This window comes from Sphingobacterium sp. 2149 (assembly GCF_031455655.1).
Classification (GTDB): domain Bacteria; phylum Bacteroidota; class Bacteroidia; order Sphingobacteriales; family Sphingobacteriaceae; genus Sphingobacterium.
In genome coordinates this window covers 40950-66072 of the sequence record NZ_JAVDTD010000002.1, presented here as the reverse complement: position 1 = coordinate 66072, position 25123 = coordinate 40950, and the positions used below count along the sequence as shown (strand labels likewise).

The window sequence follows — 25123 nt, the reverse complement described above, 5'->3', positions numbered from 1 at the left end:
CTTGTATTGATATTCTTTTCGTATTTTCCAGTCCAGCAGCAAAAGTATTTAACAACAATCGAACGTGAAGGTTCCAGTGAAAGATAAATCGTATAAGGTACTTTTTTTAGTATTCCATGGTTTTAGTGAACATAATGGTGTAAGTAAAAAAATATGGGGTCAAATTAATGGTTTGAAATCCAATGGCGTCGATGTGCAGCTTTGTTATTACACTGTAGAGAGGAATGGATCACGTGTATGGAAGATCGGAGACGAGATTCTTATGGATTTCGGTAGAGGTCCAATAGCAAAAATACGTAAACGTATAGACTATCGGGCGATTTCAGAATACGTACGGAAAAATAAGTTCCAACTGATTTATATCCGGTCTGACCATAATGCCAATCCTTTCACATTAAACATGGTGAAGATGATGCGGCTTTCGGGCGCAAAGGTGTTATTGGAGATTCCGACTTATCCTTATGATCAGGAATATGTAACCTTGCGCATGCGCCTCGAATTGGCAATCGATCGTCTTTATCGTAAAAAGCTTGCAAAGCAATTGGACGCTTTGGTGACTTTTTCTGATGCCCGAACAATTTTTGGGCAGCGAGCGATACGTATCTCCAATGGGATAGACTTCAGTGCCATTCCAGTTCGTAAACCACAGGAAGGAGTAGAAAAACGAATTATCCATTTGCTTGGTGTTGCGGAAATACATTATTGGCACGGATTTGATCGACTGGTTCGCGGACTTGGTATTTATAAACAAAGTCACCCTGATTGCCAAGTCATTTTTCACTTGGTTGGCCGATTCAGCGGCGAACGTGAACGTTCATCTATTTTGGAGCCGATAACGCAATTCAATCTTCAGCAAGAGGTAGTCTTACATGGCCCGCTTTGGGGTGACGAATTGGATGCCATGTTTAATCTGGCAGACTTTGCAATCGGTAGTTTAGGCCGTCATCGCAGTGGTATACAGGTCATAAAAACCTTAAAAAATAGAGAATATGCAGCGCGTGGAATTCCCTTTATCTATTCGGAAACTGATGCTGATTTTGACGGCCGACCGTATGTGATTAAAGCGGGTCCTGATGAGTCCGCTATTAATATCACTAAAATACTGGAATTTTTAAAAAAGGAAAAATTTGACCCAGCCTGTATTCGCAATAGTATTTTGGACTTATCATGGGCCGAACAGATGAATAAAGTGCTGCAAGCAATTTAATGTTTTAACAAAATAATTGACGCTAGGATGGCTAAATGGTATACACAATATGCGAAGGTCTATGACCAAGAAGTGGGGTCTGTAGATAATGATGTTATCGAGAAAGTTCGGGCACAGATCGAACTTTCTTCAAGTTTTGACCCGATTATAAGTATTGTGGTCATCGCCTATAATGAAGAAAAGAAGCTTTTGGCATGTCTCTGGTCTTTAGCAGAACAGCATTGTTATTTGCCCATGGAATTAATTGTCGTTAACAATAATTCGACGGATCAAACAGAATCAATTTTGAAACGACTTGGTGTGACTTATCACAATGAACTAAAGCAGGGTCCGGGCTTTGCTAGACAGTGTGGTCTTGATCAAGCACGGGGCAGATTTATACTTTGCGTAGATGGAGACACCATGTATCCCCCAAGTTATGCTGAAACGCATATGAAAGTATTAGATAGGCCAGGGATATCCGCCACATGTAGTTTGTGGAGTTTCTTGCCCCGAGCTGGGCAGTCGAGGACTTTGCTTTGGTTTTATGAAGCACTTCGGGATATTTACCTGAACCTGCAATTTATAAAAAGGCCTGAATTGTGCGTGCGGGGGATGGTCTTTTCCTTTAAGACCGAGCTGGGGCGAAAGGTTAATTTTAGGACAGATATAAAACGTGGCGAAGACGGGTCAATGGCTTTGGGACTTAAGGCCTATGGAAAGATTCATTTTATTCGAAGTCCAAAAGCGCGGGCGATGACGGGACAGAATACAATCGCTGCCGACGGATCTCTTGCAAATAGCTTTTTTGTCAGGTTGCGTAAAGCAATAACATCCATGGGTGGGCTATTTTCAGGGAAAAAGCATTACCAGGATGAAGATTCCAACAAGATTCAGTAAAAATAATTGTCTATTTTTGTCTAAAATCTATCAGGCCTATGATTCAATTTGTCTTCTGGACTTGTATATTCTTGGTGCTATATACCTATATCGGTTATGCTATCGTCATTTTTATACTAGCTAGGTTATTTCCATACCCCATTCAGAGAAAGGAGGGCGAGCAAAACAGCGAGGGAAAGCAGTTTCCTCCGTTGACGCTATTTATTACCGCTTATAATGAGGCGGAAATTATCCCTGAAAAAATGTCAAATTGCCTTGAACTTGATTACCCAGTAGACAAGTTACACATCCTATGGGTTATAGATGGAAGTACCGACCACAGTCGTGAGCTATTGAAGCAGTATCCGATGGTAGAGATTGTCGGGTCACCCCTTAGGAGAGGCAAAACCGCTGCCGTTAATCATGGCATGGAATATGTGAAAACTCCAGTTGTTGTGTTTAGCGATGCAAATTGTTTGCTGAATGCAGAGGCTTTGAAGATTATTGCCGACCAATTTAGTGATCCAACAATCGGTTGTGTCTCTGGCGAGAAAAGGGTGGCTTTTAGCAGTGATGATACTGTTTCTTCAAAAGGAGAGGGAGCTTATTGGAAATATGAATCGCTGCTAAAAAGGCTAGACTTTGAGTTCTATTCTGCTGTAGGAGCTGCGGGAGAACTATTTGCAGTGCGTAAAGAATTATTCGATTCAATGGAAGAAGATACCTTGTTGGATGATTTTATGCTATCGATGCGTATTGCACAAAAAGGGCATCGGATTGCCTATACATCGAATGCCTATGCTGTCGAGTACGGGTCGCTGAACATGGAAGAAGAAGGAAAGCGGAAAAGACGTATCGCTGCAGGTGGATGGCAGTCTATAGGAAGGTTACTTCCGTTATTAAATGTGTTTAAATTTGGGAAGCTGAGTTTTCAATATATTTCACATCGTGTGCTGCGGTGGTCTGTCACACCTTTTGCCCTTTTTGCGCTCTTCCCCCTGTCGGCCATTCTTGGATACCGAAGTTCATCATCTTTCAATGTGTTTTACGTCATTTTTGCGCTTCAGTGTCTCTGCTATCTTTGTGCGGCTTTGGGATATGCGCGGCGAAATAATCCCAATAGTTCGAAATTATTTTATATCCCGTACTACTTTTTGTTTATGAACATCAATGTGATGCGTGGAATTTACTATTTATTTAGCAGGCGCTTTGTTGGCGGGTGGGAGAAATCTCAAAGAAAATAAACCTATGAATGTTATGGAGAAAAAAATATTACATGATTTAAAGTTCTTGGAGAAGATACTGAATATAACTTGCGATACGTTATTGTTAATCAACCGTGATAACATTTGCGTAGATGCAATAATGAAAACAAATAATCCAATTTTAAACCCCGACGTCGATGTAATTGGCAAGAATATTTTGTCCCTTTTGCCTCAACCGACATCGAGGCTCATTGAACAGGAATTTGCATTTTGTCGTCAAACAGGGGAAACCTCCAATCTAAATTACGATCTTCCAACAGATGAACAGATGTATTATTTCAAATTTCTGATTCACAAATTTGATGACGAACATTTAATTTGTCAGTATCGGGATATTACTCAAAGGAGTAATATGAAGTACCGTCTTAAATCGGCACTTACCGCACAGCTTGAGGTAGGAAAGGTCGCCATGATTGGCCATTGGACCTATGATATGCAACATCAGGAATTAACACACAATGGTTATTCTAATTTACTTAAAAGGAATCTGGAAACACCTGAGAAGATCACTTTGGCGGAGCTGCTCACTTCTGTCCATCCAGATGACAGAAAGGGAATGGAGGCATTTCTACATAATGATTCCATTGATTATAGTACATTTGAATACCGTATAAAGCAATCTGGTGCTCCCATAACCTATGTGCGGGCGACAAAATATGATAAACGCCTTGAAAACAATGTATATATAATAGAAGGTTTTTCGCAAAATGTAAGTGATTTTATTAAGAACAGAAATGAACTTGAAATGGTGCTTGCAGTTGTTGACAATGCACCGTATAGTATTTTTGCATGTCATAAAAATGGAAATATGGCTTTCGCAAATAAAGCATGCCGGCAGCAAAACGGTCTTAATGAACTGGAAGATATTACTGGCTTAAAAATCTTTGAATGTCTGCGTGAGTTCACAACACAAGAAGCTTGGGATTTATCGGTACAAAAAATCATTTCAGCTTCGGGTTATTATCAATACCGCTGTGATACGCTATATCCAGAACTTGATATTATCGGCTCAGAATGCAGTTCGCTGATGATCAAAAATGGCAATGGTGAAGATATTGTCTGGACCATCAAGCGCGATATCTCTGATCAGTTACGTTATGAAGAGCAACTCTTGCGTTCAAAAGAAGCAGCAGAGGAATCCGAACGGTTAAAGTCTGCCTTTATCTCCAATATGAATCATGAAATCCGTACGCCGCTTAGCGCAATCATGGGATTTGGAAGTATTATTGCAGATACGCCAGATCCTGAATTGCGAAAGGAATATGGTGAGCTCCTCAACGCTAATAGTAGCCAGTTGCTGCGATTGATAACCGACGTACTTGAAATGTCACAAATGGATGCAGGTAGAGTTAGGCTAAGGAATTCGGATGTGTCTCTTAAAGGAATATTGAATGAATTATCATTGAGTTTTCTGCCCAATGATGAGCAGCCTGCTATAATTTTTGACATTCCTGAAAGGGAGGTCGTGGCGAGACTGGATCGTGGTCGGGTCATTCAGGTCCTGGTCAATCTTATTAATAACAGCTTAAAATTTACACCGCCAGAAGGTGCTGTCCATGTTGGTTATACGTTAAAAGATGATCATATAGAATTCTATGTAAAGGATAATGGTATAGGAATAGCCAAGGAAAATCATGAGTTGATCTTCAATAGGTTTTATAAGATTAACTCGTTGGATAAGGGTACGGGTTTGGGTCTGGCGATTTGTAAGGGTATAGTTGAGCAAATGAATGGGCAGTTAAGTGTCGAGTCGGAGCTTGGAGAGGGAGCTACTTTTAGCATAAAATTTCCCCTATTTGAACAGGTTTAAATAACATATTATGGCGCAAGAGTTTGAATTTAGACCGTTTAGTATATCCGGCGCGTTAATTAGAATTGTAATTGTTATCGTGTCACTGCTTACCTCATTGTCCTTTTTAGCGTTGTTTATCTCGCCACAGACCACTGTTTTTTTTCAATGGATTGGTGTGTTATTGCCAGCACTTGTCTGTGGTAATTTGCTTTTCCTTATTATTGGCCTTTACAGGCGTGGTTGGTATAGTATTTGTCCGTTAATAGCACTATTGGCCAACTTTCATTATTTCGCAAAGATAATTCAAGTAAACTCAATGGAACAGAATGAAACGGCAGACATACGCTTAGCGTCGTATAATGTCCGTGAATTCAAAATGATTTATAATTTATCTTCCATGGAACAGATTGCTTCCTATATTGAATCACAGCAAGTAAATACGTTATGTCTGCAGGAGGTACCGGCCGAGTGTTCGGCGTCGGAATTGAAGGAGGTATTTGGCCAGTTTCCATATTTAATAATGACGGAAAGCAATTCAGGAAACAATCAGCTTGCTATCTTAAGCAAGTTTCCGTTGGAATCGGTTCAGACTGTATCATTTGAGGAACGTCCGAATTGTGCGATTTTCGCCGATCTTTCCTTTAAAGGTGAAAGGATCCGCATTGGAACTTGCCATTTGCAAACGACAAATTGGAACCAGGTGAAAGGAAATCTATTGGCTGCCGAAAATATAGGGGTAAAATGGTTGAGTGCGATTAAAACAATGTCTGGAAATTTCAGATTGAGGGGTGCTCAGGCAGATCTTTTACGGAGTTTAATCGATAAATCGCCTTTTCCTACACTTATTTGTGGAGACTTTAATAACAGTCCTAATTCATATAGTTATCATAAAATTAAAGGAAATCTAAAGGATGCGTTTTGCGAAGCGGGTAATGGATATGGCTATACCTATGCCTATTTAATGAAGCTCTTCCGGATTGATTTTGTCTTCTTTTCCGGCAATGAATTCCGGGCTATAAATTATAGTACTGGCAATGTTGATTATAGTGATCATCTTCCTGTACTGGTTGATTTAAAGGTAAATTGATATTGTATAATATTTTTGCTACACAAATTATTGCAGCAATTAATAACGTAATATTGGTTTATGAATGGTAAAAAATGATTGGATCCTTCTATATAATATCTAAGTAAGTTATAATGATCTATGGAAATTGATTTTTCAACGTATAATATTCTCGTCGTAGAGGATTCTGAGCTAAATCTTTTTGTATTAAAAGAAATCTTAGAACGCGAACATTTCAACGTCTTCTCTGCCTCGGGTGCTAGAGGAGCATTCGAAAATTTGGAAAATAATCGAATCGACCTTATTTTAATGGATGTTGTCATGGGCGAAACAAATGGATTTGATCTGACAGCGGAGTTGAAATCCATGGAACAGTATAAACATATTCCAGTATTGTTTATCACGAACTTAAAATCTGCTGATGATGTTGTGCGTGGATTTGACAGCGGCGGTGTTGACTATGTTTCGAAGCCCTTTAATAAGAAGGAATTGCTTCAACGTATCAAACATCAGGTTAAGCTGATTGAATCGGGCAATACCATTTCCAAACAGACGGCACAGCTTCAGGAAGCAATATTAAATCGGGATAGAATGTATGCTATTCTGGCACATGATCTCCGAAGTCCAATATCTTCATTAAAAATGATTTTAAATATTTTGACCATGAGCCCCGAAAGCAGCAATACTGGGTATGCAGATATGGTCAATACGGGTAATGATATCGCTGAGCAACTTTTTAGTGTTTTGGATAATCTGCTCAAATGGACTAAAAATAGTTTGGGTGTGCTAAGTTACATGCCCCAGGAAATTGAGTTTGATGAAATGATCAAAGGTGTAGTGGAGACGCTTCAACCGACAGCCAAGTTGAAAAATATCGACATACAATTAACCTTACAATCCAGTTTGCAGATCTTTTTTGATGTGGATATCATGAAAAGTATGTTGAGGAATCTTTTGATCAATGCTGTGAAGTTTAGCCACGAAGATTCCCTGATCAAGCTCAATTTATATCGCGATAAAGATGATGCTGTTGTCGAATTTATTGATACAGGTGTGGGAATGAGCTTGGATGCACAGCGTCAGCTACAAGCCCAAATTATGGAAGAAGGTAAGATTACGCCTATGCGGGAGAAAGGTAAGGGTTTGGGACTGTGGGTTGTTTACCATTTTATCCAACAAAACGGTGGGGTCTTCTTTTTCGAGTCGGAAGAGCATATTGGCTCACGTTTCGGCTTTCGTGTGCCACTTTTGAATAAGCCGTCTAACCATTAAAAATTCGACAGTATAAATCACTAATTTATGTATAACCTAAAAAAAAGAGTACTAGTCTCGGGAGGAGCTGGATTTATAGGTTCACATCTTTGTGAACGTTTGCTTAAGGACGGGAATGAAGTCATCTGTATGGATAATTTCTTCACTGGGGATAAATCTAACATCGTTCACCTGTTGAAAAACCCGTATTTCGAGCTTGTGCGGCATGATGTGACAGAACCTTTTTTGGCTGAGGTGGACGAAATATATAATCTTGCCTGTCCCGCCAGCCCAGTTCACTATCAGTATAATCCGATAAAAACGATTAAAACATCCGTTATGGGGGCAATCAATATGCTTGGACTTGCAAAGCGGGTAAATGCACGTATTTTACAGGCTTCTACAAGTGAAATATATGGCGACCCACACATCCATCCACAGCCCGAGAGCTATTGGGGAAATGTGAATCCTATTGGTATCCGTTCCTGCTATGACGAGGGAAAGCGATGTGCCGAAACGTTGTTTATGGATTATCATCGGCAACATCATATTGCGATAAAGATCGTCCGGATTTTTAATACCTATGGTCCACGCATGCATCCGCAGGACGGGCGAGTAGTATCCAATTTTATTATGCAGGCCTTACAAAATAAAGATATTACCATTTATGGCGAAGGAAATCAGACCCGAAGTTTTCAATACGTAGATGATTTGGTGGATGGAATGATAAGAATGATGGCTGCAGAACCATCTTTTATAGGGCCAGTAAATATAGGTAACCCCAATGAATTTACTATACTTCAATTGGCGGAACAGGTGATCTTACAAACCGGTTCAAAATCGAAGATTAAGTTTTTGCCATTACCTCAAGATGACCCACAACAAAGGAAGCCTGATATTGAAGTTGCCAAGAATTGCTTGGACTGGAATCCCACGATCCAACTGGAAGAGGGATTGTCAAAGACAATAGATTATTTTAAAACATGTTTATAAATAATTTATAGTGATTGTATCTGCCGTTTATACAGCGATCACTTGACCTTTATGTTGATCGATATGATCAAGAAGTGTTTCATTTAAGATGGGTGAAGTTCTTAACATCTCACGAATGGGGTATTTTTCAACTATATTTTTTAAAGCATCAAGATGACGTTGATGATGGAGGTCGGTACCGACAAAATCATACATACCGGATTTTAATAGGGTCATCGCGATGGCTTTAACATCGACCCCATAGTATCGGCTCAAGGAAAGTAGATTTAATTGGAGTAAGCAGCCTGCATCTTTGATCTGCTTATAAATGTTAAAGTTGCTATGGTAATAATTATAACGTTCAGGATGAGCTAGAATAGGTTTGTAACCTAATTTTTGAATATTTAAGATGGTATGAAACAAAGCTTTCGATTCGGATAGATAAGACATTTCAATCAATACATAACCGCCTGGCATCACGCAGAGCTCATTTTCACGGATCAATAAAGAAAGATTTTCATCAATCATATGTTCAGCTGCGCCGAATATATCCACATCATTGCCAGATTTCTTTAATCCCGCCACCAGTGAATCTTTCGCGTGTTCAATACTAAACTTGGTGTTTTGATGTACGCCGGCCATGATATGTGGGGTACAGATAAACTTTTTAAGGCCTAAACGCTGCAGCTCTTGGATATAATGTAAGGATTGTTGCACAGAATTACTTCCATCATCAATACCTGGTAACAGGTGGTTGTGCATGTCTACTTCTAAAAATTCCAACTGCGCTAAAGAGCGGATTGATGAAGTCTTTTTCCCAAACAAATTACTAAAAAATCCCATGATGCAAATCTTATTATTGTTGTGCAAATAGTGCAGTAAAGGAGTGGCGTTTCAAGCTATATAAAGTGAAGGGTAAGTTACAAATTCCTTTCCATGACTACGAGGTACCTATTACAAACAATATGCCAATAATTATATTGATATGCATAAGGTCGAATGGTATGCTATAAATTTCCGACAAGTGATGTTAGAGAATTATTTTTTGTAAGTCTAATCTGTTAAATATGATGCGCTGTTCTATGAATTATAATCTATTCATGTTATTATTTTTTGAATGTAACAGTTTCGGTATAATAGTTGCTTAGTCCACGATGATAAATTGATCGAATGAATAGGGTTCTTTTTAATGATATTTTATCGTAGGAGCAATTTGAGTGCGAAAATTTAACTATCTTGCATTTCCTTTATAAAATATTATAACAAAGCCATATCAGATAGTGTCCGTTTGTCGCAGACACGGTCAGTAACATTTAATAAAATAAGAGAAAAAGCTATGATGGGTTCTCTAGGAGATTTAAGAAGGCGCCTGAGAAAGGACAATCCAAGATGGGTCATTTTAATGATCGACATGTGGTTTGTGTTTGCAAGCTATGTGTTTTCTAATTATGTGGTCAACAACTTCAAGGGAGTATTTGATATCGAATTGATGTTAAAAAAAGTTGTCGTTATATTGCCAATTTACCTCTTGATGTTCTTGTGTTACGACACCTTTCGAGGGATTGTTCGACAAACAGGCATTCGTGACACTATTAAAATATTTAAAACGGTGGGATCCGCCTATATCCTGTTGATGATTTTCACGTTTATTATCAAAACTATCTTTGATAAAGGAACTTTGGCGGGAGATTATCTTAGATTGTCGTATGGCGTATTGACTATGCAGGCTACAATTTTGCTGGTCATTATGGTGGGGGCGCGTGTAATCTATCGGACTATATATGAATATCTTTTTTTGCCGGGTAGGAAAGGGGAGAATGTGTTGATATTTGGTGCTTCGAGACCAGGGCTAGTATCGTTTTCTCTCTTAAAAGAAGACCAGCGGACGAAGTATCAGGTGGTCGCTTTTGTCGAAGATAAAATATCACGGATAGGTAAGCGCTTGGCAGGTTTAAAAATTAAAGATATTACCGAAATTACGAAAGAATATGTTGAGAAATGCCAGATTACTCAGGTAATCATTGCGGTTGAAAATAACGATCCCGAACGGCTGGAATACGTCTCAGATTGGTTTCAAAATCTTGGGCTTGAACTGAAAATAATGCCACCAGCCCGGATATTACTTAACTCCGGCGCCAAACGTGAAATTCGGCCGTTAAAGATAGAAGATCTATTGGGGCGTAAACCGATTAAGTTAGATCATCCAGAAATTGAAGACGAAATGCGTGGTAAAGTTATTTTAGTAACAGGTGCAGCTGGATCTATTGGTTCGGAACTAGCTCGACAGATTGCAAGAAGGCATTATAAGAAGTTGATCCTGCTTGATCAGGCAGAGTCCGCAATTTATGATGTACAGCAATCTATTAAGGCTACCTTTGCAGAGCATTTGCATTGCGTCGTTGGGGATGTACGGAATTTTGCATTTATGCAACGGATATTTGACGAGTATAAACCTGATTTGGTGTTCCATGCAGCGGCTTATAAACATGTGCCGTTGATGGAAGCTAATCCTTACGAGTCCATCCAGACTAATGTATTAGGGAGTAAAATCGTTGCGGATCTCTGTATGCGATATGGTACAAAAAAGATGGTCATGGTATCCACAGATAAAGCGGTAAACCCCACAAATGTTATGGGAGCCACCAAACGTATGGCTGAGATTTATGTGAGTAGTTGTAGCGGTAAGTCTGATACAAGCTTTATTATCACTCGGTTTGGTAATGTACTCGGGTCAAATGGTTCGGTTATACCGCTATTTGAAAAGCAGATGGCTGAGGGAGGTCCGTTGACGTTAACTCATCCAGACATCACACGTTTCTTTATGACTATTCCTGAAGCTTGTCAACTTGTTCAAGAAGCGGGTGTGATGGGGAAAGGAGGTGAGATTTTTGTATTCGATATGGGCAAGTCTGTTAAAATAATCGATTTGGCCAAACGGATGATCAAATTAAAGGGATATCGTTACCCTGAGGATATTGACATCAAAATTGTTGGATTGCGCCCCGGAGAAAAGATTTATGAAGAACTTTTGGCAAACAATGAAAATACTGTGAAAACACATCATCCAAAAATCATGATCGCAAAAGTAAATCATGATGAACTTTCACTTAAAGCGGATCGTATTAATGCCATCTGCCAACAGATTTTGGATGCCGATACACTGCTGCCCGATTTTATGGGCCTTGTCGCTGCGATGAAGGAAGTAGTCCCAGAGTTTAAATCTCAGAATTCGGAATATGAAGTGTTGGACACGGTCGCGGATAAGAAAGAAATCGAATTAGTTCATGGGGAACCTATAGAGGTACCCGTATATTCTTTGGTAAAGAATGTGTTGTAAATTTTATTTTAGGCAGTTAACATTTTAGTTTGCTGATACGATATCAAAAAAGCTCTCTTATTGAGAGCTTTTTTGGTTTATTCGGTTTACTTATGGATTAAAACTTGTCAATTCACAAAAATCATCCTAATTTTAACGAACTATTTAGCGAAGTTATCACTTGTAGGCGAATGGTCTAAACTATCGAGAGTCATTATATGAATAAAACAGTTTTAATTACCGGGGGGGCCGGATTTATAGGTTCACATGTTGTACGTGGGTTTGTGCTGAAGTATCCAGAATATCAAATTATCAATCTGGATGCATTGACCTATGCCGGCAATCTAGAGAATTTAAAAGATATCGAGCACTTACCAAATTATACTTTTGTTAAAGCAGATATTACGGATCAGCAGCTCATTTTGGATATTTTTCAAAAATATCAGCCAGATGGAGTTATCCATCTGGCAGCGGAGTCTCATGTTGACCGTTCGATTGTTGATCCAACGGCTTTCGTGATGACCAACGTGATTGGAACTGTCAATTTATTGAATGCAGCCAATGCAATTTGGAAGAATAATTTTGAAGGGAAACGTTTTCATCACGTATCTACCGATGAGGTATTTGGTGCGCTTGGCGATACGGGATTTTTTACGGAAGAAACAAAATATGATCCCCATTCACCATATTCCGCTTCGAAGGCAAGTTCGGATCATTTTGTCCGGGCTTATCATGATACTTACGGTTTACCTATTGTTTTAACAAACTGTTCAAACAATTATGGACCTAATCATTTCCCGGAGAAATTGATTCCTCTTTGCATTCATAATATTTTAAATAATAAGCCTCTCCCGGTTTATGGTGATGGAAAATATACCCGCGATTGGTTATATGTGATTGATCACGCAAAAGCTATCGATCTCGTTTTTCATGAGGGTAAAAATGGTGACTCTTATAATGTCGGTGGATTCAATGAGTGGCAAAATATAGATCTGATCAAAGAGCTATGTAAACAAATGGACGAGAAATTGGGACGTGAAGAAGACTCTTCGATGCAATTAATTACTTTTGTTAAAGACCGTCCCGGACACGATTTGCGTTATGCAATTGATGCAACCAAGATCAATAAGGAATTGGGATGGTATCCTTCAGTAACTTTTGAAGAAGGTTTGTCGCGGACGATAGATTGGTTCTTGTCTAATCAGGAATGGCTGGAGCATGTGACATCGGGCGATTATAAAAAATATTACGACAATCAATATAAAGACGCATAAGCATGACGTATACGGAGACAAAACTGAAAGGATGTTTTATACTTGAACCGACAGTTTATGAAGACGAAAGAGGTTATTTTTTTGAGTCATTTAATGAAACAAAGCTAACAGCAATACTTGGTTATAAACCTCATTTTGTGCAAGACAATCAATCCAAATCACAGTTTGGTGTCGTGAGGGGGCTACATTTACAGGCCGGCGATCATGCTCAGGCTAAGTTGGTTCGAGTCGTTGAAGGAAAAGTGCTGGATGTTGCTGTCGATGTTCGCCCGGGATCAATCACCTTTGGACAACATATTACTGTAGAGCTTTCAGCTGAAAATAGAAAACAGCTATTTGTTCCGAGAGGTTTCTTACATGGCTTCTCTGTATTATCAGAACATGCAGTTTTTTTCTATAAATGTGATAATAACTATCACAAAGAATCGGAAGATGGCGTAAATCCATTAGATTTTGAATTGGGTATAGACTGGCAAATACCCCATGAAGAAATGATTCTCTCACAAAAGGATCAGGAAGCACAATCTTTTGAAAAATTGCGCCTGAAATTAATTTAGATGATATGCGAATTGTTATAACAGGAGCTTCAGGTCAACTTGGTTCGGAACTAAAAGATCTTTTACTGTATAATACAGTAGATGAGTGTTATTTCTTAGATCGAAAGCAATTGCCATTGGATCAAATTCAGATCATACAGCAAATTTTGGGGATGTATCAACCCGATTTGATTATTCATGCAGGAGCATACACAGCGGTGGATAAAGCTGAGACGGATCAGGTTACGGCAAATTTGGTCAACCATTTAGCTTGTGAAGAGATTGCTCAATACTGCCGTATCCATAATGCCAAACTTATAGCTATTTCTACAGATTACGTTTTCGATGGATCATCTGCTTCTCCTTTGACTGAGCATGCGACCACTAATCCCATCAACGTATATGGACAAACTAAGCTTGCAGGGGAACTGGCCATTCAGAAATGGCATCCTGAAGCAATCATTATACGGACTTCCTGGGTGTATTCCTCCTACGGTAAAAACTTTGTAAAAACCATGTGCCGTCTAATGACCGAGCGACATGAAGTTAACGTAATCAGCGATCAAATAGGAAGTCCCACTTATGCAAAAGATCTAGCCCTAGTAATTTTGAAAGTTTTGGATTCTGCCGAATGGAAAGCTGGTATTTACCACTATAGTAACGAAGGCGAAATTTCGTGGTATGACTTTGCTGTAGCAATACGTGACTTCCGTTCGTTCGACTGTGAAGTCAGGTCAATTCCAACAACTGCATATCCGACGCCTGCTCGTAGGCCGATGTATTCCTTGCTTGATAAATCAAAAATAAGAAGTACGTTTGGAATACAAGTTCCAGACTGGAAAATAAGTTTGGGCAACATGCTTACTGAAGAATTTAAAGATAAATAGATTGACGATAACAAGAGGCTTTGTCGACATTAGTATCGTAAAGTCTTCTTCCCTAAATAACATTAAAATGAAAGGAATTATATTGGCTGGCGGCTCAGGCACGCGATTGCATCCGCTGACGCTTGCTGTAAGTAAACAATTGATGCCCGTATATGATAAACCCATGATATATTATCCGTTGTCTACCTTGATGCTGGCCGGAATACGTGAAATTTTGATTATATCCACTCCACAGGATCTACCTAACTTTGAAAAGTTATTAGGTGATGGATCACAATTAGGGTGCCGTTTTGAATATAAAGAGCAACCTAGTCCAGACGGGCTTGCACAGGCATTTTTGCTGGGAGAAGAATTTATTGGTGATGATAAAGTAGCCCTGATTTTAGGGGATAATATATTTTACAGCTCTGGACTTTCAAAGCTATTGCAGTCTTCTTCAGACCCTGATGGCGGAGTGGTCTTCGCCTATCCAGTGCAGGACCCGGAACGGTATGGAGTAGTTGAATTTGATGAAACAAATAATGTGATTTCTATTGAAGAGAAGCCGCAATCACCCAAATCGAATTATGCTGTTCCGGGAATTTATTTTTATGATAACGAAGTGGTTAGTATCGCAAAAAATATAGCACCTTCCCCCCGTGGAGAACTGGAGATAACAGATATCAATAAAGAGTATCTACGCCGCGGTAAATTAAAGGTCGGAATTTTTGATCGTGGTACAGCTTGGTTGGATACCGGAACGATCCAGTCTCTTATGCAAGCAGGGCAATTTGTGCAAGTGATAGAGGAGCGGCAAGGAATGAAAATAGGAGCAATAGAAGAAGTTGCCTACAGAATGGGTTACATTGATAAGCAGCAGCTACTGAAAATTTCTGCGCCACTCTGTAAGTCAGGTTATGGAGAGTATTTGAAAAGAATTGTTAAAGGCTCTTAACTATCCCTAAATAGCATTCTGCTACATAGCACAATGCTATTTAGGGATATGAAGGGTAAACGTACTTCCAAAACCTTCGCTGCTCTCCACTGTAATCGAGTAGCCCATTCGGTTTGCAAACTCATGACAGAGCATTAAACCGATACCAGCACCCTTTTCTTCAAATGTGCCTTCTAAACTAGTTTGTTGTTTCTGCATACTTTTAAGTGCGGTAATTTTTCGCTCGTCCATTCCTACACCCTGATCTGTAATCGATATAAGAACTTCACTATCGGTTTCACGCTGATTAAAAATAATGGATTTGCCACTAAAGCTAAATTTGATTGCGTTGTTGAAGATATTTCGAATGATAAATTCAAATCGTTTAAGATCACTACGAATGGTCAATTGCGGGGAAATACGGACATCTATAACTAAATTTTTTAGATTAATCCGATCAATGAACAACTCCTCACATTCTTTTACAATTTGAAACGGTACAATTTCCTGCATGTCAAGCTTTTCATTCGCCATCTGCTGTGAAGACCAAACGAGTAAACTGTCGAGCATTTTGGACGCTGTAGTGACTTGATTACCAATAGTAATCAACATGCTTTTGATTTCGTGAGCTGGAAGATCGACAATTTTTGATACAGAAAGTAGTGCTTGAAAAGTTGATAAAGGACTTCGAAGATCATGGGATACGACGGAAAATATAGTGGATCGAAATCGGTCTGCTTGAACCAGTTCTTCATGTTGATGCCTGATCTCAGCAGCTTGATCATCGACCTTTTGTTTTTCTTTTCGTAATAACCGGTTCTTTTTGACCAATAGCAGAACCAACACCAAAAAGATTAATAGAACAAAAAAGGTGGCCAGCCACATTAATTTTACCCAATGTGCTTCACGTTCGATGGAAGCGTTTTCCAATATTAGATTTTTATTTTCGAGCTCTTTCTTTTCGCTTTCATATTTCTCCCGAAGTTCTTCCCTAATTCTTACACGTAAGACTTCAGCATCTTCATGGAACTTTCGATCCGAACTATCTTGATCGCTGAGAATTAAATGTTCATCTTGCTCTTTAACAGCCTTCGCTATTTTATCAAAATCAACTTGAAGTTCTTCAGTTAGATTGCTAAGCCCACTTTTAGCAATGATGCTTTTAATGAGGGTAACTTCTTGTGTAGCCAAATCAAAGCGTTTTTCTTTGACGTAGATATTTGCACGATTGATCCTGGCATAACTTTCACCTACGGGATCTTTTTTCTTTGAAGTAATGTTGATGGCAAGATCGGTATAGTATGTGCTCCATTCGAGTTTGTCTGCTTTTAGGTAAAGGTAGCTCAATAAAATGTAGGTATTGAACAGGTCAACCTCAGGGGCGTTTGCTTTACAGAATTCAACTGTTTTAACTAAATAATCGATCGCATTGGATACATCTTTCTTTTGCTCACCATTTAGTGCTTTCTGCGCATAAATATTGCCTATATTGGTCGATATGTTTGCACGATTTCGATTATCATGAATTTCTTTGGCCAGATCTAATGCGCGTTGGTAATATTTTAAGGCTTGTTCTGGATCATAACTCTTATTGAATACATTGCCAATATTCAAGAAAGAAAGCATCATCCCCTTTTTGTCATTTCGCTCTTCTCGTCTTTTGAGCACCCTAAAGTGGGTTTTAATACTTTCGTCAAAGTTGTTTAATTTCAGGTAAATAACTCCTTGGAGGTTGAGCAGGTCAATTGCCAATGCCTCAAATTTCTTTGTTTCCGCCAGATCTAGTCCCTTGGATACAATCTCCTGCGCGTCTTGAGGGGTACTCTTATAAATTTCTGATGCGACTTTGTAATAGACTAATATGCGTGCAGAATCACCACTAACTGTTTCAAGCTGTTTGTTTACTTTTTCCCATCCAGTGCTTTGTGCATAAAGACAATTGGGTATTAAAGTTAAAAAATTAATAAACAGAAAGATATAGATGTGGTTCATTGGATTTTTTTTGTCAAATATAAATAAGATTCTTAAAAATACAACCTACGATTTATGGTTTTAAAAACCCCTGAAATATGAAATATTGATATTTTTCTTAGAGTGAAATATGAGTTCTTAGAAAATAAATATTATATTGTAGGCGCTCGTTTTCTCTTTTTGTTTTTGCTTAGAATATAAATTATTATTAATTTTATATCTAAATATCAAAATTTAATTCTTTTTCAAATTTTATTTTAGGTGTAGTTTTTCTTTAAAAATAATTAAAGGTTGCAATTGTTTATATGTTTGACAATTGTTTTTTGGAGTTAGATTATGATATTTTAAAAGAGATCCTATAATTTTCAGTTTAATAAATTGTAAAATATCATGATTACAGTTGGGATAATTGACATAGATAAGCAAGAACGGGCAGAGACAAAAAAGATCATCTCGAAAAAAAATAAATCTGAATCAGCTATACCAATAGAGGTGCTTTTCGATCAGGGGACACTTGCAACTACAGCATGCGATCAAGTGCCGGATGTGATGATTGTGGATATTGATCATCCGGATAGTTTAATTGTTGAACGTGCTAAAAGTGTATTTCCAAGTGCTGAAATACTAGTGTTGACCAATAATTGTGATATCAAGAAGGTACGTAGTTGCTTTAGGCAGGGCGCTGTGGGTTATATGTTAAAGAAGACATGTCTTCAATCTTTAAAAAATCCAATAGCAATGACTCTGGGAAATGGTTCTTTTATTAGCCCTTTTGTGAATCGCGCTTTAATTGAGCAGGCTTTTAGTGCCAAACAATCGGAAAATTTACTTACTGCGCGGGAATTACAGATCGCCAATGGTATTCTTGAAGGCCTCAGCTATAAAATGATTGCCCAAAAATATGCCATATCATTGGACACTGTCCGTATTTACATCAAACGAATCTATAGAAAGTTTCAGATTAATAGCAAAGGTGAATTGATTGCGCAATTGAATGCTTGATAATTCATTACATGAACATGTGACTGCCTAAATTTCGATCTCAATAATTTTAGCCTCATTTTTATGGTTACTTGAATGATATGCTATGTCAATAAGAAGCCATTTGATTTTTGCGTTTCTTTTCTGCAGCTCGGCTTTTTTCTTATCCATAGCTAAAAGTCAGCAACGATATGATGTTGCCTACCATTTCGAATACGACTCCATCTCTATCTCAGCATCCAAAACCTTTTCCAATAAGTTAACCATTGTCAACTACATGGATAGAGCCATTGAACTCTATCCCGAGGCTAATGATACGAAAGTTTTGCAGGGATTAATAAAATTACCACCATTTATACCGCTGAAACCCCATGAAACTAAAACTTTTCCGTTAAAATACATAAGTGATAGGCAGACGATCTCCGAAGCAAGACAAGAATTTAGCATCAAGCTCAATTCGGAGGAGATTTCATTAAATATACAACCAGGCCGAGTTTTTTTTACAAAACTGGATCTTCAGGCATCACTATTGATTCAGCCTGAACAACCAGAGTATTTTATTGATCAGTCAACGGGACTGACACAGTTTATGGTGCGCATCGTCAATACAGGTTTAATACCGCTTACTTTTCAGCTGCAGTTTGCTAACTTGCCTTCCGAAATGGAGATCGTGGGTGAAACTTTACCGATGACATTGCCTGCTGGAGAACAGTCGTTATTGACCTTTACAGCCCGTATGCGGACAAAAAGGATTGCCACAGATGTTAACCTGACGGTAACAGCGCTCGAAGCAGGGGGCAAGCAGCTTGCGACCTGCAGTATACATATCCTGACCGTAGGAAACGTAACGAGGTTCGGCTCAGCGATGAGCTTACAGAATCAGCCTTACAACAATATGTTTGCCTTACGCTATCTTAATATGGATCAGAATATAGCCATTTACCAGCTTCAGGGATATGGAAATCTTGGGCTAGGTAATGAGAAATCCTTGACCTATCGTATGAACATGGACTATTTTAGAAGCCAACGCGTGTTCAATATATATGATAGTTATTTGAATTATCAGACGGAAAAATGGGGGGTGAAAGCTGGTAATATTTACGAAAATCTAGATCAATATGTGAACGGTCGTGGAGTGAGAGCAAGCTATAAATTTGATAAGTTGCGTTCGATTAGCGCATATGCAGTTCAAAACAATTATTTCCTTTGGAATGAGATGAACACTTTTTCCCACCGGGGTGGGGTTTTAGGACTTAAGTATGCTTTTAAATCAGAAAAAAATCAAGAAAGTAGCTTGGTCTATTTGCACAGCAAAGATAATTACCGAACTGTCCGAAACCATCTGTTTAGTGGAAAAGGCTATAAAGACTGGAGCGAAAAACAACACCTCCTCTGGGAAGGTGGGGTTAGTATCGAACAGCTGGATGCTGACGGGCATCAGACGGGTTTGGCCGCCGGCATAAATTATACTGGAATATTCGCCGGCTTCCAGGTTTCCAGTAACAATTACTACAGTTCTCCCTATTATGTAGGCCTCAGAAGAGGGCTCTTGCAGTCGGACTCACGTGTCCTCATTCCGCTCGAGGAAACGAAGAGTGTCTCCGTTAGGATGAGTTTTATGGATAATAGGCCCAGTTACCAAGCTGGAGATAGGAATTACTTTTTTAGCAGCAGCAGTCGAATTGAAATTTATGAGCTTGGATATCGTACTGCGCTCGGGCGAATAAAGGTTGATTTAAGACCTTATTGGATGAATCAATTTGCAGATTACCACAGTTGGTTGGAATTGGGAACTGATGCGGCAAACTGGAAGTCCAGTTCGTTAAGAACTGTTGCAGATCTTAATTTTTTTACCAAGAACCATCGCTTCTCGCTGCATACAGATTATGGTTACACCTATAAAAATACAGCTGAACTGCCTATCGCTCCTTTTCATTCATTGCGTGTATCAGGTAATTATGATCACGCGCTTTTTGGGATTAACACGTTTGTGCAGATCAACCCCTATTATTTGAGTGATCTTTTCGCTACTTATGCGAATGCTAACTATAGGATGTATTCACTAGGACCAAACACGCACTTTGACGCATTTGCACATAATTTACAAGTTCAGCTTGCAGCGATGTATAGTTATTACGGCTTTTCGAGAAGTAATAATTTTTCCTTAAATGGGAACGTCCGTTGGCGGATGAAGAATAGCTGAAGCTGCTTTTTAAGACCGATCCAGTGACTTCTCCTGTGCAGCAGCCACTAGATCGGTATTCATTTAATAACAGACAAATCAGAATTGGAATTGAAAAGAGTTTTGGTCATAGGGGCCACGTTAGTGGGTATCGTTTGCAGCTGACCTGTTTTGATGATAGAAATAACAATGGCATTCGAGAGAATGACGAACCACTCGTAGAATCTATGCTGATTCGCGTCGGAAAGGAAGTTGCCATAACAGATGAAAAGGGACGAGTCAAGTTTGTTGACATGGAAGCGGGCTCTTTTTCCATTCGTACAGAAAACCATCAAGGCTGGATTTTTCAGGGACCATCGACCATTGTACTGACGAAAAATCAGTCGATGGACATCCCGCTGGTCAAAACAAAATCTGTAAAAGGGAATATACAATTAGTTGCCAGTAAATACTTGGAGTCTAAGCCTGATTTGAGCGGTATCAGAATTACGGCGAATGATAGGCAGGGCAAGAAATATAACACCTTGACCAACGAAGCGGGAGAATATGTTTTTTATCTGCCTATCGGTTTTTATAGGCTGACGGTCGAAACAGAAGGAATGCCTTTTGTCATTGAAAATTCGAATTGCGAAGTAGAAATAAACGCCGAAGGATTGATTGAGCTACCATCCTTGCGCTACCGGGATCAGAGGCGCAAAGTCGGTATTAAAAGATTTTAGGGAGCGACAAAGCTATAGACGATGTTCGCGGTATATGTGCCGGCAGGTTTGCCCAGAAGATTGCTAGTCTGCGATGCGGGGATGCTGTACTGCATATCGAGTGTTCGATCGATGATAGGATCGGCATTTTGGATAAGCTGTTGAGCTGTTGTGGATAGCGTAACTGTATTTACTCCAGTTTGCCCAGCCATTGGACCGATACGCAAAACACTTAACGGGATGCTATTGACTCCTGAGGTAAAACTAGAAGAAGTGGCCCGTACATACAAGTTGTAGGGTGTGGTCTTACTCAGCTTTAAGTGGGTAGCCATATTCGTACTGACACCGTTAATATAATTACTGGTCGTAGTAAAAGGAAGATTAACGGATTGCTGATTTGCGATTATTTCTCCGAGGTCGCTGACCACAATATTCAAGCTGCCAGTAGCCTGCGCCTGCACTGGAGCTGTAGGATAGGCTGAAGATAATTTGTTCCAAGTGTAGGTGAGAGGAACTGTGTAAGTTCCGGCTTGTTTAAAGTTATTTTTTAGGGACGTGTTGCTAATGGTGTATGTGTGTGTGATTGAGCTGCTGTTATTGGTAGGGACAGCTATTCCGGCAGCGCTTGTAAGCGCCTGATCGTTGGTCGACAAATTGGTGGCAGTTGCTGTTCCGACTCCGCTGAGTGCGGCGCTCACTGTTGAGACAGGTGGAACAGGCAAGGCGTTGTAGGGAAAGGTTGTGTTAAAATTAAATTGGGCGTTACCAGTCCTGACACTAGGAATATAAGGTACGGTACTTGATACCAGTATAATTTGACTGGCAGTGATTCCATTAGCAGAACGATAAAAATTAAGATTGTTTACCATGATAGTTGTTTTTCCTATGTTGCCTGGAGGACTGATAAATCCGGGTACGTTGATGGATAGCGTGAAGCTGGCGGGAGAGATTGACCCCGCCAACAGGCCTTGCGTGTAAAAGCTGACAGCATCAGTAAATACCCCTGCCGTCCAAGTCTGCCCTGCTGTAAAAATGCGTGCATTGGCGGCTATCGCACCGGAAGCAACACTTGCCACCGCCGTATAGAGTAAACCGCCCCCGGGTGATAGGGCAACTTCATTGTTTCCTGTTAAGCCAAGTAATACAAGGCTACCAATACTCGAAAGTTTCATATGCACTGCACCGACTGGAAAACTGCCACTAGTGGTGCTGTTAAAAATTGAGGTATTGGATTTTACTGAAAAAGAAGGAAGTAAGGTAATTACACTGGTATAAGTGCCAGCGTTGATAGCTGTATTATAGTCGGTTCTAGCCTGTATATTGGCTTGAGGCAGCGTGAGAGATGTCGTCTGCCCATAAGTACTATATCCATATAGGCTTAATAAGCCTAGGAAATATACCACAAAATTCCACTTAATATGTAATCTCTTTTTCTGCAATTTTCAAATCATATTGGCTACCGGCATCTAATATTGCAACGGCGAGATAATTTCCTGCGACAAGTTTCTCTGGAAGGTCGATTTGCACCCATTGATCCGAGTGGGGGAGCATCGCAATAGCGACAGTCTTAACGGGTATTTCTTCGCCTGTCTCTGTATTGGTCAGCTCAAAGCGCACATAGGCATCCTTATTAATCTGCCCTGTGTTTTTAACGTGTATGTCCATCCGGCGAACCGGCTGACCTGTCTGACCTGGAATGACATGCCTGTCCTCGAAAGCAAGGAATTCCAGATCCCCGGGGTTTAATCCTGAAGGGGTATGGTAAATTTGGATGCCTACTTCGATTAGTACGTTCATATGAAGACCATTTTGGAGTGCAGCTTTCTGTTCCTTCACCTGTGTAAAGAAGAGCATCGTGTTGGTTAGCTGCAGGGAGCCTGGGTTTTTTGGGATAGTCATGGAAAGATTTACCGATTTGGTCTCTCCTGGAGCCAAACGTACCGTATTTTCCGATAGCGTGAGCCAAGCCGCATTTGATTGCGGTTTTTGGCCTTGAGAATAATATTTTTTTACCCCAATCGAATCGCGATCCCAATCTTTAAGATGGGCGACAAAATAGAGTTCAGTGTTCGAGGTGTTGCTAAATGTAATGATCTGAGAAACTGTCTGCCCTGGATCGCCAGTAAAAAAAATGCGGGATGGAGAAATCGAAATACCCTGTCCATAGATCAGGGTATTACAGATACAAATGACGAATAGTGTTAAATAATATCTCACGGATAAAATTATCTTTCCAGTTAGAGTTGTGTTGCGGTATAAGTGACTGTTGTACTATAGGCCGATGCACCAAGATTTAAAAGCGATGCAGGATCTGCTATAGTATAATCCACGGTATAGCTAGCTCCCGTGGTTGCAGTCGAACCGTTGACTAAAGCGGCCGGGGTTGTACTTAATGGTACATTCGCTTCTGGAGTACCCCCATTGGCCGAAGCGGAAGGTACATTCACCGTTACAATATCCAAGGCGGGCCCCCCTGCAGGCGTAAATGCGGCAGTTGCCGCAACAGTGAGGTTATACGGTTTATTGCTCACGACCGTAAAATGACCTGCTTTCTCAATAGTTTTTGAAGCAGTATAATCAGCCGCAGTTGTATACGTAAAATTAACTGTTGGGGTTGCACCTAGGGTGATTGAAATGGCATCTGTCAAGTTGATATTTACAGTAACAGGTTGGGAGGTTGCCGTCACTTGGGCTTTGGCTTGATTTCCAAAACATATGGCTACAAGCGCAGTGAGGGGTATAAATAGGTTCTTTTTCATAATTTCCTCTATTTTATTGGATTAAACTCTAGTAAAGTTAATTAGCAACTGCGCTAAATGCAATGAGCAGAAGTCACATGATGATGTTATAAAGTTGAGTAGATGGGAGAAACCGCGTATATTTGCAGCCAAATGTTGGAGTCCAAAAGAATTTATCAAATCGATCTGTTTCGATTTATTGCAGCATCAGCAGTAGTGTTTTATCATTATATGTATCGCGGGGCTGCTGCTGGAAATATGTCTCTTTTACGTTTTGATGGCGTTGGTGACTATGTCAAATATGGTTATCTGGGCGTCGACCTATTTTTTATCATCAGCGGTTTTGTGATCGCTTTCTCTATCAAGCATCTATCGTTGCGTAAATTCTGCTATTCTCGATTTAAGCGCTTGTACCCTATGTATTGGATCTGCTTGCTGCTGACCTGTGTGATTACCTATTTTTTTGGCGCGCCGCGTTATCATGTAACATTTACTCAGTTACTGGCCAATCTGACGATGACGCAGAAATTATGGGGACAAGGCGATGTAGATGGTGCCTACTGGTCACTTTATGTTGAGTTGAAATTTTACCTGGTCATAGTCTTATTCCTGATTCTAAATCAATTTAAAAGAGTAGGATTAGATTACCTTGTTTATTTTTGGCTGCTATTGTCAAGTCTACGTTTTTTTTTCGGACCGTCCGAAATGTATGATGGACTCCACGAGTTTTTTTTACTCGATTGGAGTGCCTACTTTATTGCGGGAATTATATGTTGCCAAATTTTTTTGCATGGAGTAAAAGCAAAGCATATGATCGCCCTACTTTGGTGCTTGTACATTTCGATCGACAGCGCTATTGGTCGGATTCACTGGCTGGAGCGTACTTTTCATAGTGATTTTTCTCCTTATATCATTGGGACCGCCATTGTCGTGTTTTACTTACTTATGTTACTGGTTTCCTGTAAAAAACTTCAGTTTATTAATTCGTCCAAGTTTGTTAAAATTGGCATGTTGACCTATCCCCTGTATTTAATCCACCAGCATATAGGGTTTATCATTTTTAATCAGCTCTATCTGTATATCAATAAATACGTGCTCCTTTCGGCTGTTGTAATGCTGATGCTAGCACTTGCTTATTTCTTAAGTGATCGTATTGAACCGTGGATTATAAAACGTTTTAAGAAATTAATAGGCGGCCGAGCGTAGGATCTATAAA

General features: G+C 39.6%; 21 protein-coding genes. 16 read left to right on the top strand and 5 right to left on the bottom strand.

Annotated elements, in window-relative coordinates:
• Nucleotides 1–64 precede the first annotated feature (64 nt).
• The 7 genes from J2X77_RS02610 to J2X77_RS02580 all read left to right on the top strand — a co-directional run bounded on the left by J2X77_RS02610 (nucleotide 65) and on the right by J2X77_RS02580 (nucleotide 8432).
• Nucleotides 65–1207: a glycosyltransferase family 4 protein gene (locus J2X77_RS02610; RefSeq protein ID WP_209579399.1), complete on the top strand. Its 1143-nt coding sequence runs from the start codon at nucleotides 65–67 to the stop codon at nucleotides 1205–1207.
• Between the two features lie 27 nt (nucleotides 1208–1234).
• A complete protein-coding gene (locus tag J2X77_RS02605; RefSeq protein WP_209579400.1) occupies nucleotides 1235–2086 on the top strand; it encodes a glycosyltransferase family A protein in 852 nt (283 codons plus the stop codon).
• 38 nt (nucleotides 2087–2124) lie between these two features.
• A complete protein-coding gene (locus J2X77_RS02600) occupies nucleotides 2125–3309 on the top strand; it encodes a glycosyltransferase family 2 protein (RefSeq protein WP_310078850.1) in 1185 nt (394 codons plus the stop codon).
• Nucleotides 3310–3322: 13 nt separating this feature from the next.
• Nucleotides 3323–5140 carry a HAMP domain-containing sensor histidine kinase gene (locus J2X77_RS02595; protein WP_209579402.1) on the top strand — a complete coding sequence of 606 codons (1818 nt, stop codon included), beginning with the start codon at nucleotides 3323–3325 and terminating at the stop codon, nucleotides 5138–5140.
• A 10-nt stretch (nucleotides 5141–5150) separates the two neighbouring features.
• On the top strand, nucleotides 5151–6209 hold the full coding sequence (locus J2X77_RS02590; protein ID WP_209579403.1) for an endonuclease/exonuclease/phosphatase family protein: 1059 nt from the start codon (nucleotides 5151–5153) through the stop codon (nucleotides 6207–6209).
• A gap of 120 nt (nucleotides 6210–6329) precedes the next feature.
• Nucleotides 6330–7460, top strand: coding sequence for a hybrid sensor histidine kinase/response regulator (locus tag J2X77_RS02585; RefSeq protein ID WP_209579404.1), 1131 nt, complete (start codon nucleotides 6330–6332; stop codon nucleotides 7458–7460).
• Between the two features lie 27 nt (nucleotides 7461–7487).
• A complete protein-coding gene (locus J2X77_RS02580) occupies nucleotides 7488–8432 on the top strand; it encodes a UDP-glucuronic acid decarboxylase family protein (protein WP_209579405.1) in 945 nt (314 codons plus the stop codon).
• Between the two features lie 27 nt (nucleotides 8433–8459).
• On the opposite strand, the gene J2X77_RS02575 is transcribed toward J2X77_RS02580, so the two are convergent.
• Nucleotides 8460–9254, bottom strand: coding sequence for a tyrosine-protein phosphatase (locus J2X77_RS02575; RefSeq protein ID WP_209579406.1), 795 nt, complete (start codon nucleotides 9252–9254; stop codon nucleotides 8460–8462).
• Between the two features lie 493 nt (nucleotides 9255–9747).
• Here J2X77_RS02575 and J2X77_RS02570 point away from each other — a divergent pair, with 493 nt between their 5' ends.
• The 5 genes from J2X77_RS02570 to rfbA all read left to right on the top strand — a co-directional run bounded on the left by J2X77_RS02570 (nucleotide 9748) and on the right by rfbA (nucleotide 15358).
• Complete coding sequence (locus tag J2X77_RS02570; RefSeq protein WP_293879691.1) at nucleotides 9748–11748, top strand: nucleoside-diphosphate sugar epimerase/dehydratase; 2001 nt, start codon at nucleotides 9748–9750, stop codon at nucleotides 11746–11748.
• Between the two features lie 197 nt (nucleotides 11749–11945).
• Entirely contained in the window at nucleotides 11946–13001 is a 1056-nt protein-coding gene (gene rfbB / locus J2X77_RS02565; RefSeq protein ID WP_209579407.1) for a dTDP-glucose 4,6-dehydratase, read from the top strand.
• Nucleotides 13002–13003: 2 nt separating this feature from the next.
• Nucleotides 13004–13558: a dTDP-4-dehydrorhamnose 3,5-epimerase gene (rfbC, locus tag J2X77_RS02560; RefSeq protein WP_209579408.1), complete on the top strand. Its 555-nt coding sequence runs from the start codon at nucleotides 13004–13006 to the stop codon at nucleotides 13556–13558.
• Between the two features lie 5 nt (nucleotides 13559–13563).
• Complete coding sequence (rfbD, locus tag J2X77_RS02555; protein WP_209579409.1) at nucleotides 13564–14424, top strand: dTDP-4-dehydrorhamnose reductase; 861 nt, start codon at nucleotides 13564–13566, stop codon at nucleotides 14422–14424.
• A gap of 67 nt (nucleotides 14425–14491) precedes the next feature.
• A complete protein-coding gene (gene rfbA / locus J2X77_RS02550) occupies nucleotides 14492–15358 on the top strand; it encodes a glucose-1-phosphate thymidylyltransferase RfbA (protein ID WP_209579410.1) in 867 nt (288 codons plus the stop codon).
• A 36-nt stretch (nucleotides 15359–15394) separates the two neighbouring features.
• Here rfbA and J2X77_RS02545 read toward each other — a convergent pair whose 3' ends face one another.
• Nucleotides 15395–17329, bottom strand: coding sequence for a tetratricopeptide repeat-containing sensor histidine kinase (locus J2X77_RS02545; protein ID WP_310078843.1), 1935 nt, complete (start codon nucleotides 17327–17329; stop codon nucleotides 15395–15397).
• A 369-nt stretch (nucleotides 17330–17698) separates the two neighbouring features.
• On the opposite strand from J2X77_RS02545, the gene J2X77_RS02540 reads away from it, so the two are divergent.
• The 3 genes from J2X77_RS02540 to J2X77_RS02530 all read left to right on the top strand — a co-directional run bounded on the left by J2X77_RS02540 (nucleotide 17699) and on the right by J2X77_RS02530 (nucleotide 21190).
• On the top strand, nucleotides 17699–18310 hold the full coding sequence (locus J2X77_RS02540; protein ID WP_310078841.1) for a response regulator transcription factor: 612 nt from the start codon (nucleotides 17699–17701) through the stop codon (nucleotides 18308–18310).
• A gap of 85 nt (nucleotides 18311–18395) precedes the next feature.
• The gene (locus J2X77_RS02535) at nucleotides 18396–20492 is read left to right on the top strand and encodes a hypothetical protein (RefSeq protein WP_310078839.1); all 2097 of its coding nucleotides are present in this window, start codon (nucleotides 18396–18398) and stop codon (nucleotides 20490–20492) included.
• 23 nt (nucleotides 20493–20515) lie between these two features.
• Nucleotides 20516–21190, top strand: coding sequence for a carboxypeptidase-like regulatory domain-containing protein (locus tag J2X77_RS02530; protein ID WP_310078837.1), 675 nt, complete (start codon nucleotides 20516–20518; stop codon nucleotides 21188–21190).
• On the opposite strand, the gene J2X77_RS02525 is transcribed toward J2X77_RS02530, so the two are convergent.
• From J2X77_RS02525 to J2X77_RS02515, 3 genes are read right to left on the bottom strand one after another with little or no spacing between them, the layout of a single operon-like run.
• On the bottom strand, nucleotides 21187–22572 hold the full coding sequence (locus tag J2X77_RS02525) for a hypothetical protein (RefSeq protein ID WP_293938579.1): 1386 nt from the start codon (nucleotides 22570–22572) through the stop codon (nucleotides 21187–21189). The two genes, J2X77_RS02530 and J2X77_RS02525, sit on opposite strands and share 4 nt — an antisense overlap.
• Before the next feature lie 10 nt (nucleotides 22573–22582).
• Nucleotides 22583–23386 (bottom strand): hypothetical protein, encoded by an 804-nt coding sequence (locus J2X77_RS02520; protein WP_293938577.1) that lies wholly within the window; start codon nucleotides 23384–23386, stop codon nucleotides 22583–22585.
• Nucleotides 23387–23406: 20 nt separating this feature from the next.
• Complete coding sequence (locus tag J2X77_RS02515; RefSeq protein ID WP_209579418.1) at nucleotides 23407–23928, bottom strand: hypothetical protein; 522 nt, start codon at nucleotides 23926–23928, stop codon at nucleotides 23407–23409.
• A 102-nt stretch (nucleotides 23929–24030) separates the two neighbouring features.
• On the opposite strand from J2X77_RS02515, the gene J2X77_RS02510 reads away from it, so the two are divergent.
• Nucleotides 24031–25113, top strand: coding sequence for an acyltransferase (locus tag J2X77_RS02510; RefSeq protein WP_209579419.1), 1083 nt, complete (start codon nucleotides 24031–24033; stop codon nucleotides 25111–25113).
• Nucleotides 25114–25123: the final 10 nt, after the last annotated feature.

What these genes read in the sequence shown, in the direction of transcription:
- J2X77_RS02605 (WP_209579400.1), top strand. Translation starts at nt 1,235, where the DNA reads ATGGCTAAATGGTATACACAATATGCGAAGGTCTATGACCAAGAAGTG.
- J2X77_RS02600 (WP_310078850.1), top strand. Translation starts at nt 2,125, where the DNA reads ATGATTCAATTTGTCTTCTGGACTTGTATATTCTTGGTGCTATATACC.
- J2X77_RS02595 (WP_209579402.1), top strand. Translation starts at nt 3,323, where the DNA reads ATGGAGAAAAAAATATTACATGATTTAAAGTTCTTGGAGAAGATACTG.
- J2X77_RS02590 (WP_209579403.1), top strand. Translation starts at nt 5,151, where the DNA reads ATGGCGCAAGAGTTTGAATTTAGACCGTTTAGTATATCCGGCGCGTTA.
- J2X77_RS02585 (WP_209579404.1), top strand. Translation starts at nt 6,330, where the DNA reads ATGGAAATTGATTTTTCAACGTATAATATTCTCGTCGTAGAGGATTCT.
- J2X77_RS02580 (WP_209579405.1), top strand. Translation starts at nt 7,488, where the DNA reads ATGTATAACCTAAAAAAAAGAGTACTAGTCTCGGGAGGAGCTGGATTT.
- J2X77_RS02575 (WP_209579406.1), bottom strand. Translation starts at nt 9,254, where the DNA reads ATGGGATTTTTTAGTAATTTGTTTGGGAAAAAGACTTCATCAATCCGC.
- J2X77_RS02570 (WP_293879691.1), top strand. Translation starts at nt 9,748, where the DNA reads ATGATGGGTTCTCTAGGAGATTTAAGAAGGCGCCTGAGAAAGGACAAT.
- rfbB (WP_209579407.1), top strand. Translation starts at nt 11,946, where the DNA reads ATGAATAAAACAGTTTTAATTACCGGGGGGGCCGGATTTATAGGTTCA.
- rfbC (WP_209579408.1), top strand. Translation starts at nt 13,004, where the DNA reads ATGACGTATACGGAGACAAAACTGAAAGGATGTTTTATACTTGAACCG.
- rfbD (WP_209579409.1), top strand. Translation starts at nt 13,564, where the DNA reads ATGCGAATTGTTATAACAGGAGCTTCAGGTCAACTTGGTTCGGAACTA.
- rfbA (WP_209579410.1), top strand. Translation starts at nt 14,492, where the DNA reads ATGAAAGGAATTATATTGGCTGGCGGCTCAGGCACGCGATTGCATCCG.
- J2X77_RS02545 (WP_310078843.1), bottom strand. Translation starts at nt 17,329, where the DNA reads ATGAACCACATCTATATCTTTCTGTTTATTAATTTTTTAACTTTAATA.
- J2X77_RS02540 (WP_310078841.1), top strand. Translation starts at nt 17,699, where the DNA reads ATGATTACAGTTGGGATAATTGACATAGATAAGCAAGAACGGGCAGAG.
- J2X77_RS02535 (WP_310078839.1), top strand. Translation starts at nt 18,396, where the DNA reads ATGTCAATAAGAAGCCATTTGATTTTTGCGTTTCTTTTCTGCAGCTCG.
- J2X77_RS02515 (WP_209579418.1), bottom strand. Translation starts at nt 23,928, where the DNA reads ATGAAAAAGAACCTATTTATACCCCTCACTGCGCTTGTAGCCATATGT.
- J2X77_RS02510 (WP_209579419.1), top strand. Translation starts at nt 24,031, where the DNA reads ATGGGAGAAACCGCGTATATTTGCAGCCAAATGTTGGAGTCCAAAAGA.